Annotated in this window: 9 protein-coding genes; all 9 read left to right on the forward strand. The window is 66.1% G+C overall.

The annotated features are described in order from the left end of the window. Positions 1 to 18: 18 nt before the first annotated feature. Positions 19 to 990, forward strand: coding sequence for an acyltransferase domain-containing protein (locus tag DPM12_RS19415; RefSeq protein ID WP_281269679.1), 972 nt, complete (start codon positions 19 to 21; stop codon positions 988 to 990). A gap of 13 nt (positions 991 to 1,003) precedes the next feature. After that, positions 1,004 to 1,867 carry an ACP S-malonyltransferase gene (gene fabD, locus DPM12_RS19420; protein ID WP_112260014.1) on the forward strand — a complete coding sequence of 288 codons (864 nt, stop codon included), beginning with the start codon at positions 1,004 to 1,006 and terminating at the stop codon, positions 1,865 to 1,867. Between the two features lie 98 nt (positions 1,868 to 1,965). Then, positions 1,966 to 2,220 carry a phosphopantetheine-binding protein gene (locus tag DPM12_RS19425; RefSeq protein WP_112260015.1) on the forward strand — a complete coding sequence of 85 codons (255 nt, stop codon included), beginning with the start codon at positions 1,966 to 1,968 and terminating at the stop codon, positions 2,218 to 2,220. Beyond that, on the forward strand, positions 2,217 to 3,521 hold the full coding sequence (locus DPM12_RS19430; RefSeq protein ID WP_112260016.1) for a beta-ketoacyl synthase N-terminal-like domain-containing protein: 1,305 nt from the start codon (positions 2,217 to 2,219) through the stop codon (positions 3,519 to 3,521). Before DPM12_RS19425 ends, DPM12_RS19430 begins: the two co-directional genes overlap by 4 nt. Next, entirely contained in the window at positions 3,518 to 4,777 is a 1,260-nt protein-coding gene (locus tag DPM12_RS19435) for a hydroxymethylglutaryl-CoA synthase family protein (protein WP_112260017.1), read from the forward strand. The genes DPM12_RS19430 and DPM12_RS19435 overlap by 4 nt, the downstream gene beginning before the upstream one ends. After that, complete coding sequence (locus tag DPM12_RS19440; RefSeq protein WP_112260018.1) at positions 4,768 to 5,553, forward strand: enoyl-CoA hydratase/isomerase; 786 nt, start codon at positions 4,768 to 4,770, stop codon at positions 5,551 to 5,553. Before DPM12_RS19435 ends, DPM12_RS19440 begins: the two co-directional genes overlap by 10 nt. After that, a complete protein-coding gene (locus DPM12_RS19445; protein ID WP_112260019.1) occupies positions 5,546 to 6,310 on the forward strand; it encodes a polyketide synthase in 765 nt (254 codons plus the stop codon). The genes DPM12_RS19440 and DPM12_RS19445 overlap by 8 nt, the downstream gene beginning before the upstream one ends. Positions 6,311 to 6,406: 96 nt before the next feature. After that, positions 6,407 to 18,307 carry an SDR family NAD(P)-dependent oxidoreductase gene (locus DPM12_RS19450; protein ID WP_158542960.1) on the forward strand — a complete coding sequence of 3,967 codons (11,901 nt, stop codon included), beginning with the start codon at positions 6,407 to 6,409 and terminating at the stop codon, positions 18,305 to 18,307. Positions 18,308 to 18,441: 134 nt separating this feature from the next. After that, positions 18,442 to 19,052, forward strand: a 611-nt coding sequence (locus tag DPM12_RS19455; protein ID WP_211659163.1) for a KS-MAT linker domain-containing protein, incomplete at its 3' end; no start/stop codon positions are given.

A 19,052-nucleotide genomic window follows, 5' to 3' on the forward strand; every position in this document is an offset into this window, starting at 1 on the left:
AGTGGAAACATGCGCTCGATGACGCAGATATCCGAAGAATCGATTTTCTTGTTCGGTGGGCAGGGATCGCAATACTTTGGTATGGCCCTCTCGCTTTATCGAGAGAATGCTGAATTCCGGCGCAGCATGGACTGGTTGAATTCAGTGTGCCAGAGCCGCCACGGAATTTCGGTGATCGATTATATTTACGACGAACGCCGGGGTATGTCCGAGCCGTGCGACGATCTCGCGCTGTCCAATGCCGCGATCTTCATGATCGAATACGCGCTGAGTGACGTGCTGCGCAAGGATGGCGTGATACCGAGCCGGCTGATCGGATGCAGCTTGGGTGAGTTCGTCGCCATGGCTGTGGCCGGTCACATCTCGGCCGAGCGCGTCCTGGACTTTGTTGTCGAGCTGGCTCGCTCCGCGGAACGGTATCTGCCGCCCGGCGGCATGCTGGCCGTGCTCGGCGATCCCGGGCTCTACAACTCGCTCCCGGAACTGCGGGAGAACACCGAGATAGCGTCGGTAAGCCACGACCGCCACTTCATCGTCGCTGGTGGTAGCGGTGGGCTGCGGCGTGCCGCGCAGGCGCTCGATGATCGCGACGTGATCGCCGTCATGTTGCCCGTGCGTTTCGCCTTCCATTCCTCGGCCATGGATTCGCTGCGTGATGTGGTGTCTGAAGTGGCCGATTCGATGGCATACGACGAGCCGGCGTCGACGGTCGTATCGGCGAGCACGGGCGGGGCGATCACGCGGTTCGAGCCCGTGGATTGCTGGAGAACGTTGCGGAATCCCATCGCGTTCACCGACGCGATCTCGTCCATTCCTGCGGCGGAGAGCTATACGTACATCGATCTGACGCCTTCGTCGACGCTGGCCACCATGATGAAGAGCAGCCATCCAGAATATGTCGCATATCCGATAATCACACCGTTCGGGAACGAGCTAGCGAACCTGGAATCCATCCGGTCGAGCTTGCCCCGAGTTTCGATGAATAATTAGGAGGTAAATAGCCGTGATCGGAGTACTGTTTCCCGGGCAAGGGGCGCAATTCAAGGGAATGGGAGCGGAGGAATTCGCCCGCCATCCCGAGCTGGTTGAACAGGCCAACGAGATCCTGGGCTACTCGATCGAAGAGCTGTGCACGAACGACCCGGATGGAAAGCTGGGACAGACCCAGTACACGCAGGTCGCGTTGTACGTGGTCAACGCCCTACAGTACCTGACGTGGCACGCTGACGGTAACCGGGCGGATTACCTTGCCGGGCACAGCGTGGGTGAATACGATGCGCTCTTCGCTGCCGGAGCGTTCGACTTTTCGACCGGACTGGAACTGGTCAAGCGCCGGGGCGAGCTGATGAGCAGCGTCGGCGGCGGGGGAATGGCCGCCGTGATGAGCCTGAGCGAAGACCAGGTCAGGAACGTCTTGACGAAGAACGGTCTCGAGGCGGTCGACGTCGCGAACCTGAACACCCCGCAGCAGACCGTGATCTCCGGTCGCCGCGAGGACATTGACGCCGCCGAAGAGCACTTCACGCAGGAAGGCGCGTGGTACGTGAAGTTGAACGTGAGCGGACCCTTCCACTCACGCTACATGTCCGATGCCGCCAAGGAATTCGGGGAATACATCACACAGTATTCTTTCAAGCCCCTGCAGGTGCCGGTGATCTCCAACCTGAAAGCGCGTCCGTACTCGGACGAGGAGATCGCACAGACACTGATCGACCAGATCTGCTCTCCGGTGAAGTGGTCCGAGAGTGTCCGGTACATGATGGGCAAGGGCGTCGAGACCTTCACGCAAGTCGGGCCCGGAAGGGTCGCCAAGGACATGGCGAATCAGATCACGCGTCTTGCCGAGCCATTGGTCGTCGGAGACTGAATCAGCCGACGTCCGTCGACGTGACGTCGATACGACGTCGATACCAGGGGAAATGCTCATCCACCGCCTGATGGGCTCCGTGCAGAGGAATTGAAGAGATGGAAAACTTGGGGGTATTCGAGACGCTTCGGGAAGCGATCGTGGAGACGCTTCCCGAGCTCGAGCCCGCGGATATCCGCGCTGATGACACACTTCGAGATCTCGGTGCCAACTCGGTGGACCGGATGAACATCATCTCCGAGACGCTCGAGGCGCAGGACTTGAAAGTTTCGATGGTCGAGTTCGGTGAGCTGAGGACTCTGCAAGAGATCGTCGATCTGATCGAGAAGAAGCGTGCTGCGGCAGCGCAATGAGCGGTGAGGACGATTTCCCGGACGGAAGCGGCGTCGCGATCACCGGGCTGGGAGTGCAGTGTGCCATCGGTAACGACATCGACGAGTTCACGGATGCGCTACGACGGGGAGCGTCGGGTATCTCGTACGAGCCGTCGGGGTCCCCGGAGGATGAGCTGCCGGCGGCATTGGGCGTCCGGGGCCGGATTCGACGGGCACCGGCAGCGGTCCTGGAGCGGCTGACCGAGGTAGACGCGGACGTGCTTGACCGGCTGCGTCGGCTCGTGCGCCGGGCCAGCCGGTCGAAGCAGTACTCCCTGCTCGCGGCGGTCGAGGCGTGGTCTCAGGCGGGTATACAGGCAGGGCACGACGGTTCCGAGGTGGGCGTCCTGGTCGCCGGAAGTAACCACGGGCACCAGCTGTCGTTCGAGATGAGCCAGAAGTACCAGAAGTCGCCGTCGTTCGTCAGGCCGAGCTATGCCCACGAGTTCTGGGATACCGACGTGCTGGGCGCGGCGAGCGAGATGCTGGGCATCGTCGGCGAGGGCTCAAGCGTCGGTGGTGCGTCCGCTGCCGGGAACGTCGGACTGGTGAAGGCGTTCCAGCTCATCCGCAGCGGTGCTGCGGATGCCTGCCTGGTCATCGCGCCGATCACCGAACTGTCGATCGTCGAGATGATGGCGATGTGGAACCTCGGAGCTCTCGGCGGTAAGAGCCGTCAAGAACCGGCCGAGGAACTCAGCCGGCCGTTCGACCGGCAGCACGAGGGCTTCATTTACGGCGAAGGAGCGGCGGCGCTGGTCCTGGAGTCGTATCACCACGCGGCCACGCGGGGTGCGCGAGCGCTGGCTCGGGTGCGCGGTGGGGTGATCACGCTCGATGGCAACCATCTGACCACGCCCTCGGTGGACGGCGAGGTGCGAGTCATGAACCGGGCCTTGCGTTCCGCCGGGATTTCGGCGGCGCAGGTCGACTACGTGAATGCGCACGCCACGTCGACACCGCTGGGAGATCAGGCGGAGGCCGAAGGCTTGGGACGAGTGTTCGGCGAGTACGGCGACCAGCCGTGGGTGAACTCGACGAAGTCGATGCTCGGCCACTGCCTGGGCTCCGCGTCGGCGCTCGAAGCGGTGGCCACGGTCCAGCAGCTCCGATACGGATTCGTGCACCCGAATGTCAACCTCAAGGAACCCATCGTCGATACGCTGCGGCTCGCTCCGGCGCACGCAGTGGACGAACCGTTGAGCTGTGCCATCAACAACGGCTTCGGGTTCGGCGGGATCAACACGTGCGTCGTGCTGGGAACTGGAGACGAAGATTGAGCGCGGTCGGAATAGAAGCCATGAACTTCTACGGTGGTACGGCCTATCTGGATGTCGCGGAGCTGGCCGAGCACCGCAACTTGGAGACGCAGCGCTTCGAGAACCTGTTGATGCACGCGAAGACCGTGGCGCTGCCCTACGAGGACCCGATCTCGCTCGGAGTCAATGCGGCAAAACCGATCGTCGATTCCCTGTCCGACGCCGACCGGGACCGGATCGAACTGCTCGTGACGTGCACTGAGTCAGGCATAGATTTCGGGAAATCCATCAGTACCTATGTTCACGACTATCTCGGGCTGAACAGGAATTGCCGGCTCTTCGAGGTCAAGAACGCGTGCTACTCGGGGACGGCCGGGTTCCAGATGGCGGTGAACTTCATCCTGGCCCAGGTCTCACCTGGCGCCAAGGCGCTCGTCGTGGCGACCGACGTGTCCCGGTTCCACGTGGCCGATGCGGGCGAAGCGCTGTCCGAGGACTGGTCGTTCGCCGAGCCGAGCGGCGGTGCCGGAGCGGCGGCCCTGCTGGTCAGCGACAAGCCGGAGGTCTACCAGGTCGATGTCGGAGCCAATGGCTACTACGGCTACGAGGTCATGGACACCTGCCGGCCCATTCCCGACAGCGAGGCGGGCAACGCGGACCTGTCCTTGATGTCCTACCTCGACTGCTGCTACGAGACCTTCGCCGAATACCAGCGACGCGTTCCCGCGGCGGACTACCGCGAGTCGTTCGACTACCTCGCCTTTCACGTTCCCTTCGGGGGAATGGTGAAGGGTGCGCACCGAAAGATGATGCGCAGGCTCTACCGTGCGGCGCCACAGGAGATCGAGGACGACTTCGAGCGCCGGGTGGGACCGGGCCTGGCCCATTGCCAGAACGTCGGCAACGTCATGGGTGCCACGGTGCTGCTCGCGCTTCTCAGCACGATCGACAACGGAGTCTTCGAGAAGCCGAAGCGTATCGGTTGCTTCTCCTACGGATCCGGGTGTTGCTCCGAGTTCCACAGCGGGGTCGTCACCCCGGGCGGACACGAGAAGCTGCGGCAGATGGACGTCCCGGGGCATCTGAAGCGGCGCCGGAAGATGAGCCTCGAACAGTACGACGCCCTTCTCGTGCATAACGAGGCCGTTCGTTTCGGTACCCGGAAGGTCGATCTGGACCTCGACCCGTTCGCCGATTTCGTCCACGACATCCAAGGGGCGGGTGTCTTGATTCTGCGCAGGATCGACGAGTTCCACCGGGAGTACGAGTGGCTGTAAGCACCGAAACCATCCGCGTCACGTTCGAGGGTGGCGTGTGCTGGATACGGTTCGACCGTCCGGAGGCCAAGAACACGATCACGCCGGAACTCATCGCCGAGCTGACGCACGCTCTCGCGTCGTGCGAGGGCTCGGCAAGCATCGTCGTGCTCGAAGGAAGCCCCGAGGTGTTCTGCTTCGGTGCCGATTTCGAGAGTGTCAGCAGTGGAGCCCGCGCGCACCAGGCGCACGATCAGAATCAGGTCAGCGATCTCTACGACCTGTGGCTTCGCATGGCGAACGGTCCGTACGTCGTGGTGTCGCACGTACGCGGACAGGCCAACGCGGGCGGGGTGGGATTCGTCGCGGCCAGCGACGTGGTCGTCGCGGACGAGTCCGCCGTGTTCAGCCTGTCGGAGCTGCTGTTCGGGCTGTTCCCCGCCATGGTGCTCCCGTTCCTGTCGCGCAAGATCGGGCGGCAGAAGGCGCACTACATGACCTTGATGACCAAGCCCGTCCCAGTCGCGCAGGCGGCGGAGTGGGGACTGGTCGATGCGTACGGGAAGAACAGCGACAACGTGCTGCGCCGGCATCTGTCGCGGCTCACCAAGATCCCCGCCGAGGCGATTCACCGATACAAGCGGTACATGGCCGAACTCGACACCCTCGTGCACGACAGCAGGGACGCAGCGATAGCGGCCAATCTCGAGATCTTTTCCGACAGCGCCAACCTGGCGCGTGTCTCCCGGTTCGTCGAGGACGGCATCTATCCATGGGAGGCATTGCCGAATGACTGAGCCGGTGGTGCAGCTGGAATCCCCGGCGCCCGGAGTGGCGCTGATCGTGATGCAGGACAAGGACAACAAGAACACGTTCACTCCCGAGCTGGTGTCGGGCCTCGCCCAGGCTTTCCAGGAGGTTTCCGACGACGAGAGCTACCGCGCGGTGGTGCTGACCGGGTTCGGGAACTACTTCGCGTCGGGCGGGACCCAGCAGGATCTGATCGCGATCCAGGAGGGTCACGCGGCCTTCACATCGGACGACGGCGGCAGCGGAGCAGGCACGTACAGCATCCCGCTGGACTGCAGGATTCCGGTGGTGGCGGCGATGCAGGGACACGGCATCGGCGGCGGGCTGTGCCTGGGCCTCTTCTGCGATTTCGTCATCATGTCCGAGGAGAGCGTGTACACGGCGAGTTTCATGAAGTACGGCTTCACACCGGGTTTCGGCGCGACGCTCGTGCTGCCGGCCAAGCTCGGAACGGTCCTCGCCGAAGAGTTCTTGATTACCGCCCGCACGTTCCGGGGATCGGAGCTGGCCAAACGGGGTTGTCCGTACGAGGTGATGCCGCGGCGCGACGTGCTGGACCGCGCCGTGGAGCTGGCGACACTCATCGCGGAGAAACCTCGCCTGTCGTTGGTCACCCTGAAAGATCATCTGGTGGCGGACCTGAGGAATCGGTTGCCAGGCGTCATCGAAGAGGAGCTTCGCATGCACGATGTGACATTTCATCAGCCAGAAGTGCGTGAGCGAATTCTCTCCCTCTACGAGTGAGAGCTGATCGGAACAAGGGACTCGAGGTCGGGGCGAGACATGCGCCGAGGTGGACGACGGCCAGGCCGGATAGGACGACGGACGAGGGGACGAGACATGGACGACGCGCCCGCGCCGGAGCCATCGGTGCGCACTCTTGCTGATCTGCCCGAACGCTATCCGGCAGACCGGCATCTCGTCTTCCGCGAGGACGTCGGCACGCAGGCATCGCTGTCCGGCGACCAGCTGCGTCGCCGGGCGCGCCAGCTCGGCGCGGCACTGCAGGACCGGCTCGAGCCGCACGCGAAGGTGCTGCTCTTCCTGCCGGATGCGCTGGACTACATCTGCGGGCTCGCCGGATGTTTCTACGCGAACGAGGTGGCCGTACCGATGATGGCGGACGTCACCGACGACCCGGATGACGTCGTGAAGCGACTGCGCACCCTGGCCGGATCGGCCGATGCCCGGTGCGTCGTCACCACCGCCGAGGTAGCTGATCGCCTCCAGGACGAGCCCGAGTTGGCGACGCTGACCGTGCTCGACATCCACGACATCGCCGGTGTCGCCGGTGCCGACGGGTCATCCTCGGGTACGGCCGATGCCGAGGCCGAGGAGGCTAATTCCGCGTCGACGTTGCGGTTCCCTGCGGCAGACGACCCGGCGATGTTCCTGTTCACCTCGGGATCGACCGCTGAGCCCAAGGGCGTGATGATGACGCATCACGCCTTCGTGGAGCAGTTGCGGTTGACGGTGGATCTCTGGCAGGCACGTCAGGACAGCGTGGTGGTCTCCTGGTTGCCGCTTTCTCACAACTTCGGCCTGTCCGTGGGTGCGTTGGTGCCACTGTTGGTCGGCCTGGATAGCGTCATCTTGCCGGCCAGCAGTTTCGTGAAGCGTCCAGAACTCTGGCTACGGACGATAGACGAGTATGGCGCCACCCATACGGGCGCGCCGAACTTCGCGTTCGACTACCTGTGTGATCACGTCTCTGTCGACGAGCTGGCCTCGGACGGCGTCTCCCTGGCGTCACTCACGGAGGTCCTGTGCGCGGGCGAGCTGATCCGCGAAGAGACCTATCGGCGCTTCGTGACCACGTTCGGCGCGATCGGGATGTCGCCTTCCGCTTTCTGTCCCAACTACGGCATGACCGAGGCTGGTGCGTTCGTCACGGACCCGCCCACGGCCGAGCCGGTGTTTCGCACTGTCGATCTGGCGGAACTGGAGCAGGGACGGGCCGTGCCACCGGGCGATGGCGGGGAGGGCAAGGTCGTGGCCTCCGTAGGTGAGCCGAGCCCGGGTGTGGACCTGCGAATCGTCGATCCGCAGCGGCACGTGGAGTGCGCTCCCGGCGAGGTGGGAGAGCTCTGGGTCAAGACGCCCGGAGCCTTCAGCGGGTACTACAAGAACGAGTCGGCGACACGTGAGGTGCTCTCGGCGGCCCTGGAACACGGTGCCGGAGGCTACCTTCGCACTGGCGATCTCGGATTCGTCGAGGATGGCCGGGTCTTCATCGTCGGGCGCGAGAAGGAACTCATCATCGTCCGCGGGGAAAACCACTATCCCGTGGACATCGAAGCCACCATCACGGCGACGATGTCCGGTGAATCCCGGCCGGTGACCGTGTTCGGCTGCGAGATCGACGACGAGGAGCAGGTCGTCGCCATCCAGGAGGCCGACCCTTCGACCAGCGAGGAGGAATGTCGCCGGCTGCTGGAGTCGGCAGTCGTGGCGATCTCGGAGAAACATCGGGTGCGATGCTTCGAGATCGCGCTCGTGGCGCCCGGCAGCATCGCGCGCTCGCCGATCGGGAAGATCTTGCGGAAACGGACCAGAACGGCCTATGTGGATGGCGAGCTGCCCATCTTCTACTCGTATCGGGACGGCGAGTTCGCTTCGCGTGGCGCAAGCCAGGGTTCGGCTGCGGCGGCCGGCTCGTCGCAGGGCAGGCACGGTTCCGATGAGCCGGAATCCGGTGCGCGGGAATCCGATGAACCGGAACCCGATGAGTTGGAAGCGGTGCCCGCGGCACCGAGAGGCGTGGTGGACACCCTCGTGTCCGAGGTGTTCGGTCCGGTCCTCGGGCGTTCATCGGAATCGCTGGCCGCCTCCCGGCGCTTCGCAGAGCTCGGGCTGGACTCGGTCGACTATGTCCAGCTGGCGCGTCGCATCGAGGACGTCTTCGGTATCTCCTTCGGCCCGTCCATGCTGTTCAAGCACAAGACCATCGAGGAGCTGGCGGCATTCCTCGCGTCCACGGCCCCGGCTGGCCAGGTGCGCGCTCCCACCGTGTCGAGCAGCGTTCCGGCCCATGCGGAAGTCCCCGAAGCCCCGCAAGGGATCGCCGTCGTCGGTGTGAGCTGCCGGTTTCCCGAGGCAACGGACGTGGAAAGCTTCTGGCAGAACCTCGTCGCCGAGAAGGACTGCATCACCTCGATCGAGAACGAACGACCGGAGATCATCGAGGCGTACCGTCGCCACTACGGCGACGGTATGGATTCCTTTCCCCGGTACAGCGGATTCGTCGACGACGTCGCCGATTTCGACGCCGACTTCTTCGGTATCTCGCCGCTCGAAGCGCAGAGTATGGACCCGCAGCAGCGCAAGGTACTGGAGATGTCGTGGCGGGCCATCGAGGACGCCGGCTACGGGCCGTCGCAACTCGGTGGCCAGAACGTGGGCGTGTTCGTCGGCGTGCACAACGTCGACTACTCCGAGCTGGTGTCGCTGGAGCCCGGGGTCGTCGACGTTTACGGTGCGTACCTCGACTCGGGGCTGCACACGAGCTTGGTCGCGAATCGGGTCTCGCGATGGTTCGACTTCCATGGCCCCAGCGAGATCATCAACACGGCCTGTTCCAGCTCGCTGATCGCGATACATCACGCCATCCAGTCCATCCGTGCGGGCGCCAGCTCCACCGCGCTCGTGGCTGGTGTGAACGTGCTGCTGTCGCCACGTCCGTATCGCGTGAGCATGCGCGCGGGCATGCTCTCCGGCGGCGGGCGGTGCCGCACCTTCGACGCTGCCGCCGACGGCTTCGTCCGCTCGGAAGGCTACGCCGCCGTCCTGTTGAAGCCGCTCGAGCAGGCGAAGGCGGACGGGGACACGATTTACGGCGTCATCAAGTCGTCCGCGGTCAATCACGACGGCAGATCCAACTCGCTGCGGGCCCCCAACCTCACGGCGCAAAAGGAACTGATCAAGTCCGCCTACCTCGATTCCGGGCTGCCTCTGGAGACGGTCGGATACATCGAGGCCCACGGCACCGGCACGGCCCTGGGCGATCCGATCGAGGTGCAGGCGTTGCAGGAGGCATTCGCCGAGATCGAGCCGAACCTGCCCGAGAGATTCTGTGGACTCGGTTCGGTCAAAGCCAACATCGGTCACCTCGAATCCGCGGCGGGACTTGCCGGTCTCATCAAGGTTCTGCTCGGGCTGCGCCACGGGACGCTACCGGGGCTGGCGCATTTCCAGAACCTGAACCCGCACATCTCCCTGCAGGGCAGTCCGTTCTACGTCGTCGAGCGGACCCGGGAGTGGAACCGCCACGTGGACGAGAACGGCAACGAATCTCCCCGACGGGCCGGGATCAGCTCGTTCGGATTCGGCGGCGCGAACGGGCACGTCGTCGTCGAAGAACACATCGACCCGCGCGAGCGGCGCGCTGTTCGGCATTCCGCTCGGCGTTCCACGCGGCCGGTCCCCATCCTGCTCTCCGCGAAGACCGCGGACGCGCTGACCGGCCGGGCACGGGAGCTGTCGGCGTTCGTGCGTGAACGCTCCGTCTCGCTGGACGACGTCGCCTACACGCTGCAGGTCGGGCGGGACGAGATGGCACGACGGGTCGCGTTCCTGGTCGGCAGCACCGAGGAACTGTGCGAGAGCCTCGACCGCTTTGTGCGTGGCGACGACCCGGCCGAGGGAACGTTCCAGCCCAGGCCGTGGCAGAACAGCGAGCTGCTGTCCATGTTCTCGGACGCCGAGATGCAAGAGGCCATCGAGAAATGGATCGCGAGGGGGAGATACGAGCGCCTCCTCGAGCTGTGGGTCAACGGATTGGACCTCGATGGCAGGGTGCTGGGCGGCGAGGGGAACCCGTGTCGCATCCCGCTGCCCACGTACCCGTTCGCTCGTGAACGGCACTGGTTGTCGCCGGCTCCCGCGTCCGACGCGGCACCGGTGGCGCCGGCGGCACCTGCTGCCGTGCCGGACACCGGGGGTCAGCGGAACGCCGGGCACGAGCCGGGTGAGCTGATGCTGTTCGAAGAGGTCTGGGAGGACGAGCCCCTCGCAGACGCCACGGCAGACGTTCGTACCGTGATCTGCCTGCTCTCCTCTCCCGAGCATCAGGCGGCGTTCACCGAGCAGCTGCGCGCCGCCGATCCCCGGGCGATGCCGGTGTTCGTGTCGAAGAACGGCCGGGGCATGGACCAGGGCGAAGGCAACGACGGTAAGGACCGCAATGACGGGAAGGACGGAACCGGTCCCGTCATTGCCGTCGACCCGGATGACGTCGAGTCCTTCGTGACGGCGTTGCAGACCATCGCCGATCGGTACGGCAGGCCCGATGCCGTCGTCTATCTGTGGGCTTTCGAGGATCCCGCCGAACTCCACAACTACACGAACATCGTCCACTTGCTGCATGCCATGGCGCGCACATCCCTCGGTGCGCAGCGGCTCGTCCTGTCCGCGCAGCCAGCCAGCGAGCTTGACCGTTGCTACGTGGAGTCCTGGATCGGGTTCGAGCGGTCGTTGCGGCAGGCCATCCCCGACCTCCGCGCTGCGGCGATCTGCCCGATGGACGTTGGCACGAACCCGGCCGAGGACCTGCGGGCCTGGCTGCCCACGCTGACGAGCGAGCTGCGGGCCGATCGGGCCGGGAGCGTCCTGTACCGGGACGGCAGGCGTCAGGTGAGCGCGCTGCGTGAGGTGAGCGCACCGGCCGCCGGAGACACCATTCGGCGTGGTGGGACCTACCTGATCACCGGAGGATGCGGTGGCCTGGGATTCCTGTTCGCACGGCACCTCGCGTCAACGGCGAACGTCAATCTGATCCTTACCGGGCGCTCCGCGCTGGACGAGCGGCAACGCGAGCAGCTGTCGGAACTGGAGGCGCTGGGTAGTCGCGTGCTGCACATCCAGGCCGACGTGAGTGACGAGACAGCGATGCGCTCCGGACTGGAACGGGCGCGCGCGACGTTCGGTCCCGTCCACGGTGTCGTTCATGCTGCCGGTGTCGATGCCCGCGGAACTGTCGTCGACCGCACCGCGCAGGCCTTCGACGAGCTGTTACATCCCAAGATCTCGGGCACGCTCGTGCTCGATGAGCTGCTGAAGGACGATCCGCTGGACTTCAGCTGCTACTTCTCCTCCGTAGCGGCGGTCGTGGGTGACTTCGGCTCCTGCGCGTACGCTGCGGGGAACCGTTTCCAGAACGCGTACGCGCGTTACCGGGAGGAGCGGGGCTACCCGGGACGTTCCATCGCGATCAACTGGCCGTTGTGGGCGTCCGGCGGCATGAACCTCGCCAGCGAGGACAGCACCAAGCTGTACCTGAAGTCCAGCGGTCAGCGGGCACTGGAGAGCACCGAAGGTGTCGACGTCTTCGACCGTCTCCTGCCTGGTGGCCCGCGCCAGTGTCTGGTGATGAGCGGTGATCCGGAGCGTATCCGCCGGTTCTTGCGAACGGGTCCCGCCGGCGACGCGACGCGGCACCCGGTGCACTCGCCGGGCTCGGCCCCGGAGCGGATAGGGCCCACGGCTGAGCCGGTGCGGGCCGTCCAGCCGGGGCGGGCTGTCGAGCCGGAGCTGGACACCGGGAGCCTTCAGGCGCGCGTGCGCGCCGACCTGAAGGAGAAGGTCAGTGCCTTGCTGCGGATCCCACGCGAGCGCATCGACCCCGGCGAGAACCTGGCCGACTTCGGGTTCGACTCCGTCAGCCTTACGGACCTGGCGGGCGAACTGTCGTCGCACTTCGGCATTGCGATCACCCCGGCACTGTTCTTCGACTGCCCGACCCTGGAGACGCTGAGCCGGCACTACGCGACGGAGCACGCGGACGTGCTCGCCACCTTCTACGTGGGCGGGCCGGATCCGGGCATCGACGACGAGCAGCGTGCGGTGGCCGTATCTCCACACGAGGCGGCAGATCCCGCTCCTGTGGTGGGAGATCCCGCTCCCGTGGCGGCAGATCCCGCTCCCGTGGCGGCACGCTCGCCCGTCCGTGCTGCGGGCCGGTCCGATGACGTGCCAGAACCCATCGCCATCATCGGTATGAGCGGGCGGTTTCCGGACGCGCGCACCGTCGACGAGCTGTGGGCCATCCTGCGCGACGGGCGCGAGGCCGTCCGGGACATCCCCGAGGATCGCTTCCCCGGCTACGGCGGCGCCTGGCGCTGCGGCCTGGTGCCCGGCGTGAGCGAGTTCGATCCGCTCTTCTTCGAGATCACCCCGGCCGACGCGCGCGCGATGGATCCCCGGCAGCGATTACTCCTGCAGGAATCGTGGAACGCGCTGGAAGACGCCGGATATGGCGCGGACAAGATCGAAAGCCAGACCGTCGGAATGTTCGTCGGTGTCGAATCCGGGAACTACGCGACCTTGCTGGACGAGCCCGGGAAGGTTACCTCGAATCACGAAGGTGTCCTGGCTGCGCGCCTGGCGTACTTCCTGAATCTCGGCGGGCCGGCCATGGCGATCAACACGGCCTGCTCGTCGGGCCTGGTAGCCGCGCACGAGGCATGCTGGAGCTTGCGCAACGGCGAATGCGACACCGCACTCGCCGCGGGCGTCAACCTGATGACCACCTCGGACAGCTTCGTCGCGGCCGACGAGGCGGGGATGCTCTCGCCGGACGGCCGGTGCTACGCCTTCGACCAGCGGGCCAACGGGATGGTGCCCGGTGAGGCCGTCGCCGTCGTCGCGCTCAAACGCCTCTCCGACGCCGAAGCGGACCGGGACCGGATCCTGGGGGTGATCCGGGGAAGCGGCCTGAATTACGACGGCAAGACCAACGGCATCACCGCGCCGAGCAGCCAGTCACAGACCGACCTGATACGCGGTATCCACGATCGGTATCGTATCGATCCCGCCGCGATCGACTGCGTGTTCACCCACGGCACGGGCACGCGGCTCGGCGACCCGATCGAGATCAACGCACTCTGGCGGGCCTTCGACGGGCGCACCGCAGAGAGGGGAAGCTGCGCGCTCGTCACCACCAAACCGAACGTGGGACACGCGCTGGCCGCCTCGGGCCTCGTGAGTTTGATCGGCCTCGTTCAGGCGCTGCGCCACCAGACCATTCCGGCCAGCCTCTACTGCGAGCATCCCAGCGACTACGTCGACTGGGATACCAGCCCGTTCTACGTGAACACCTCCAGGAACACCTGGCCACGGACGTCGTCGCGGGGCCGGATCGGTGCGGTGAGCGCGTTCGGCATCAGCGGCACCAACGCCCACATGATCGTCGAGGAGTACGCGGCAGAACCCGCGGCGCCACCCGTCGGGCACCCGGCATCTCACCTGCTGGTGCTGTCGGCCCGTACGCCCGAAGAGCTGGACCAGCTGAGAACGCAGATAAGTGATCATCTGCGTTCCGAAGCGAGCGCTGGCGTGGACTTGACGCGGGTCAGCTACACCCTGCTCACTGGCCGGCACCATCACCGGCACCGCTGTGCCATCGTCGTCCGGGACGTGGACGAAGCGCTGGACGTGTGGTCCCAGTCTGGACGGGCAGCTCGTCCGGACCAGATGTTCACCGGGACCGTGCCGCGCGAGTTCCAGCCGCAGGAGATGTTGCAGGACTATGCCGTCGGCCTCCTGTCTCGGGCTCGCGAGCGGCATGGTGACGGTGCCCAGCAGGTCTTGCTGGCGCTGGCCGACCTGTACTGCCAGGGCTACGACCTTCCCTGGGCGTCCCTGTTCGGCGAGCCATCACCCGTCCCGGTCAGCCTGCCAACCTATCCCTTTGCCCGGGAACACCACTGGGCATCGGGTCCGGCCAGCCGTGGCGGCGCGGACGGCGAGCCGGCCGCACGTGCCGGAATCGTGCACCCGCTGCTGCACGAGAACACCTCGGATCTGACCGAGCAGCGGTTCACCTCGACGTTCTCCCCCGAGACGGCCTTCGTTCAGGATCACGACGCGTGGGGCGCTGGCGTGGTGCCCTGGGCAGTGCAGCTGGAAATGGCCCGGGCCGCCGTGACGCTCTCGGCCGCGGGCGATGAACGGACCGGCCGGCGGTTGCGTGACGTGGTGTGGAGCGGCCCGGTCCGGGTGGGCGAGCCACCCACACCGGTGAACATCGCCCTGTACCCGGCTTCGAACGAGGCGATCGAGTTCGAGATCTACCGCGAATCCGGGGATGCCGAGGCCGGACGAGACGTGCTTGGCCAGGGCGTTGCCGAGACTCACGCCAGCCGGCACGGCACGGTCGATCTGGAGCAGGTTCGGGCGGCGTGTGGGGTGCGGAGCATCGGTGCGGATCGCCCGGACGGTCGCGAGCTTGGCCCGTGGGGGATCGGCGAGGTGCACGTCGGCGAAGCGCAGCTGCTCGCCGAGGTGCGGCTTGCGGACGAGGCAGAGCCGGGGCCGGCATGCGTGATCTCGCCGCTGCACGCGGAGGCGGGACTGCGCGCCGCGGCGCTGCTCGTGACGGAGGACCCCGCCGCGGCCGCCCGGCTGGTGCCGGCCGGCGTACGCGAGGTGGTGATCCCGCCGGCATCCGAGCCGTCTGGTTCCTCCGAGCCGTCTCATTCCCCCGATCCGGCCGGGCCGTCCGAGCCACCGCAGCCATCTCGACCATTCGGGCGGCCGGCGTGGGCCGTGGCGCGTGATGCCGGGCAGGGATGCGCGGACGTGGATCTGGTGGACGCCCAGGGGCGAGCCTGCCTGCAGCTGCGGGGTATCACCTGGCGGGAGGCCGAACCCGGCGTGGATGGCGCCTCCGACGATACCGGCCTCCTCATGGCCCGGCCGGTGTTCGTGGAGCAGCCGGTGAACGAGCCGGGCTCGGCGGCGACGAACGGAGCCTTCGAGCGCGGCGACCGCCTGGTGTTGCTGGGTGGGCTGGATGAGGCGCTGACCGAAGCCGTCCGGAGCGAGCTTCCGGCGCGGAGCATCGTCCTCGCCGGCGGGGACGGGTCCATCGGTGATCGTTTCGAACGTGCGGCGCTGGGCGTGTTCGGCACCGTACAGGAAATACTTCGCGACAGCCCGCGGACGGACGTGCTGATACAGCTGGTCGTTCCGAGTGGCGGCGAGAATCGGGTGCTTTCCGGACTGGCTGCCATGCTCGAATCGGTCCGGTTGGAGAATCCGAAGGTCCGGGCCCAGCTCATCGAGGTCGATCCGCGCGAGGCCGCCTCCCGAACCGTCGACATCCTGGAGCGTGAGGCCACGCAGGCGCACGAGCGCCGGGTCCGATACGTGGAAGGGCGGCGCTACGCCGGCCGGTGGGAGACGGTTCCCGAGCTGGACGATCCGGCCGGCACACCGTGGAAGGACGGCGGTATCTACCTCTTGACGGGCGGGGTCGGGATCGCCCCGGCCGTCGGCGCGGAGATCGCGGAGCGAGCCGGGCGGGTGACACTGGTCTTCGCCGGGCGTTCCCCGGCCGACGACGAGCGCCTGGCCGTGTATCGGAACGTGGGCGGCCCGGACACGAAGGTGGAATACCGGCAGGCCGACATCACCCGTGCTGACGACGTCCGCGCTCTCGTCGACGGAATCCTTCGAGACTTCGGGACGCTGGACGGCATCGTGCACACCGCTGGTGTGATCCGGGACGGCTTCGCGATCCGCAAGTCGGCGGAGTCGGTCGGGGAGGTGCTGGCGCCCAAGGTCACCGGCCTCACGCTGCTCGACGAAGCCACCAGCGAGCTCGAGCTGGATCTGTTCGTCTTGTGCTCGTCGATCGCGGGGGCGTTCGGGAACGTCGGCCAGCTCGACTATGCGGCGGCGAACGCATTCCTGGACGCGTACGCCTCGTACCGCGACGAGCTGGTTCGGGCGGGTCGCCGGCACGGGCGAACGCTGTCCGTCAACTGGCCGTTGTGGCGAGCCGGAGGGATGCGGATCGATTCCGCGTCCGAGCAGAGCATGAGGGACGACACCGGCATGATCCCGATGCGGACGTCGACAGCGATCCGCGCGCTGCGCCAGGCGCTGGCTTCGGGCCGGGCACAGGTCATGGTGATGGAAGGCGACGTGGCGCGGATGCGGGCCTACCTGTCCGGGCGGGAGGCCGGGACAGGTAGGCCCGCATCCGCGGACGGTGCACGCCGGCAGCCGGCGAATTCGCCCGGGCTGGAGGACGCGCTGCGGCAGCGCCTGGTGGGGTTGTTCGCCGAGGCCACCGGGATGAGCGAGGGCCAGATCGACCCGGACGAACCGCTGGAGAGCTACGGCATCGACTCGTACCTGATCGCCAAGCTCAATCACATGCTGTCCGGCCCGTTCAGCTCGCTACCGAAAACGGTCTTCTTCGAGCACCGCACCCTGGCGTCGTTGTCGGCATATGTGGCCGAGGAGTTCCCCGAGGAGAGTCAGCGCTGGGTGGAACCCGAACGGCCTGCCGTGCCGGAGACTGCGGACGATTCGCCCGTGGCTGCGCGCGGGGCACCGGCGCTCACGTCCCTGCGCCGCACGATCGATCGCCGGTCCGGTGATGTGGCGCGGGATCGCCAGGTCGACGAGCCCATCGCGATCATCGGCATGAGCGGACGGTTCCCGCGAGCGCGCACCGTCGACGAGTTCTGGGACAACCTCAGAGCAGGAAATGACTGCGTCACCGAGATTCCCGGTGATCGCTGGCCGCTGGATGATTTCTACACCGAAGACGTGGAGGAAGCCATCGAGTCGCGCCGGAGCTATTCGAAGTGGGGCGGCTTCCTGGACGACTTCGCCGACTTCGACCCGTTCTTCTTCAAGATGTCGCCGCGCGAGGCGCTCGAGATGGACCCGCAGGAACGGCTCTTCCTCGAGGAGTGCTGGAAGACGTTCGAGGACGCGGCCTACACCAGAACGCGCATCGCGCGTCAGCACCAGGGCAAGGTGGGCGTCTTCGCCGGGATCACGCGGACGGGCTTCGAGCTTTACGGCCCCGACCTGTGGCGCCAGGGACGTGCGAGTCATCTCAGTACGAACTTCAGTTCGGTCGCCAACCGCCTGTCCTACGTGTTCGACCTGAACGGGCCGAGCCTGCCTATCGACACCATGTGCTCCTCGTCACTGTCTGCCGTCCACGAGGCGTGTGAGCACCTGCGCAGGGGCGACTGTGAGATGGCGCTGGCGGGTGGCGTCAACATCTACACCCATCCCGCGACCTACGTCGATTTCTGCAAGATGCGGATGCTGTCGCCCGACGGGGAATGCCGGAGTTTCGGCGCGAACGCGAACGGAATCGTGCCCGGCGAGGGCGTGGTCGGCCTCCTGTTGAAGCCCCTGTCGAGGGCCGTGGCCGACGGCGACCACATCTACGCGACCATCCGGGGCAGCAGCATCAACCACGACGGAAAGACGAACGGGTACACGGTCCCCAACCCGACGGCGCAACGTGACGTGATCCGGCAGGCCCTCGATCGGGCCGGTGTCGAGGCGCGGACGGTGAGCTACATCGAGGCGCACGGCACCGGGACCGAGCTGGGCGACCCGATAGAGATCGCCGGTCTCACGCACGCGTTCCGGCACGACACCACCGACCGGCAATTCTGCGCCATCGGTTCGGCGAAGTCGAACATCGGCCATCTCGAGGGAGCGGCCGGTATCGCGGGAGTAGTGAAGATCATCTTGCAGCTCAGGCACGGGCAACTGGCGCCATCCCTGCACGCGAAGGAACTCAACCCGAATATCGACTTCGACAACAGCCCGTTCTATGTCCAGCGGCAACTGGCCGACTGGTCCCGGCCGGTGATGAGACGTCATGCAAGCGTGTCGACGCTTCCCAGGATCGCCGGCGTTTCGTCGTTCGGAGCAGGTGGGGCGAACGCCCACGTCGTGATCGAGGAGTACGACCCCGCATGAACACGGTCCCGGAGCCGGCGCCGAGCCGGCAGCACGCCATACGGGTCGCCCGCCCTTACGGACGGGTGATCGTCCCGGTGGACGCTCCGGATGTTTGTCTCTGCACGTTTCGTCAAGCAAGGAAATAGACAGATATGACACGGCACCAGCACGACGGATACCCGGCCAGCATCCACGCCGACGATCGTCCGGTCATGATCGTCTTGTCCGCGCACGATCACGACCGGCTCGAGGCCCAGGCACGTGAGCTGCGCGAAGCGCTTGACAGGCGCGGCGTCACGGACGAACACCTGGCCGACATCGCCTACACCCTGCAAATCGGCCGGGAGGAGATGGAATACCGGCTGGGTGTACTCGCCGGCTCCGTCGACGAGCTGAAAGACAAGCTCGCGCACGCCTTCGACGACGGCGCTCGGGCACCGGAGGTGTATCTGGGGCATGGCCGTGGAGTCGAGGCCGAGCTCGACGGCACGAGTGTGTCCGACCAGATGGGACTGGTGACCCAGCTCGTCGCGTCGCGCGACTACGGCCGGGTGCTGGAGCTGTGGACGAAGGGCATGCGGATCGACTGGCACGCCCTGTACAGCAGCCCGAAGCCGGGCACCGTCAGCCTGCCCGCGTATCCGTTCTCGGGCGAGCGGTACTGGGCACCGGACGAGGCCGGATTGGTTTCCGGCGGGGATGGTGTGTCGGTGTCTGGTGGTGTGGGGGTTTCTGAGGGGGTTTCTGGTGTGGGTGTTTCTGG

The sequence above is a fragment of the Phytoactinopolyspora halophila genome, from assembly GCF_003287285.1.
GTDB classification, from domain to species: domain Bacteria; phylum Actinomycetota; class Actinomycetes; order Jiangellales; family Jiangellaceae; genus Phytoactinopolyspora_A; species Phytoactinopolyspora_A halophila.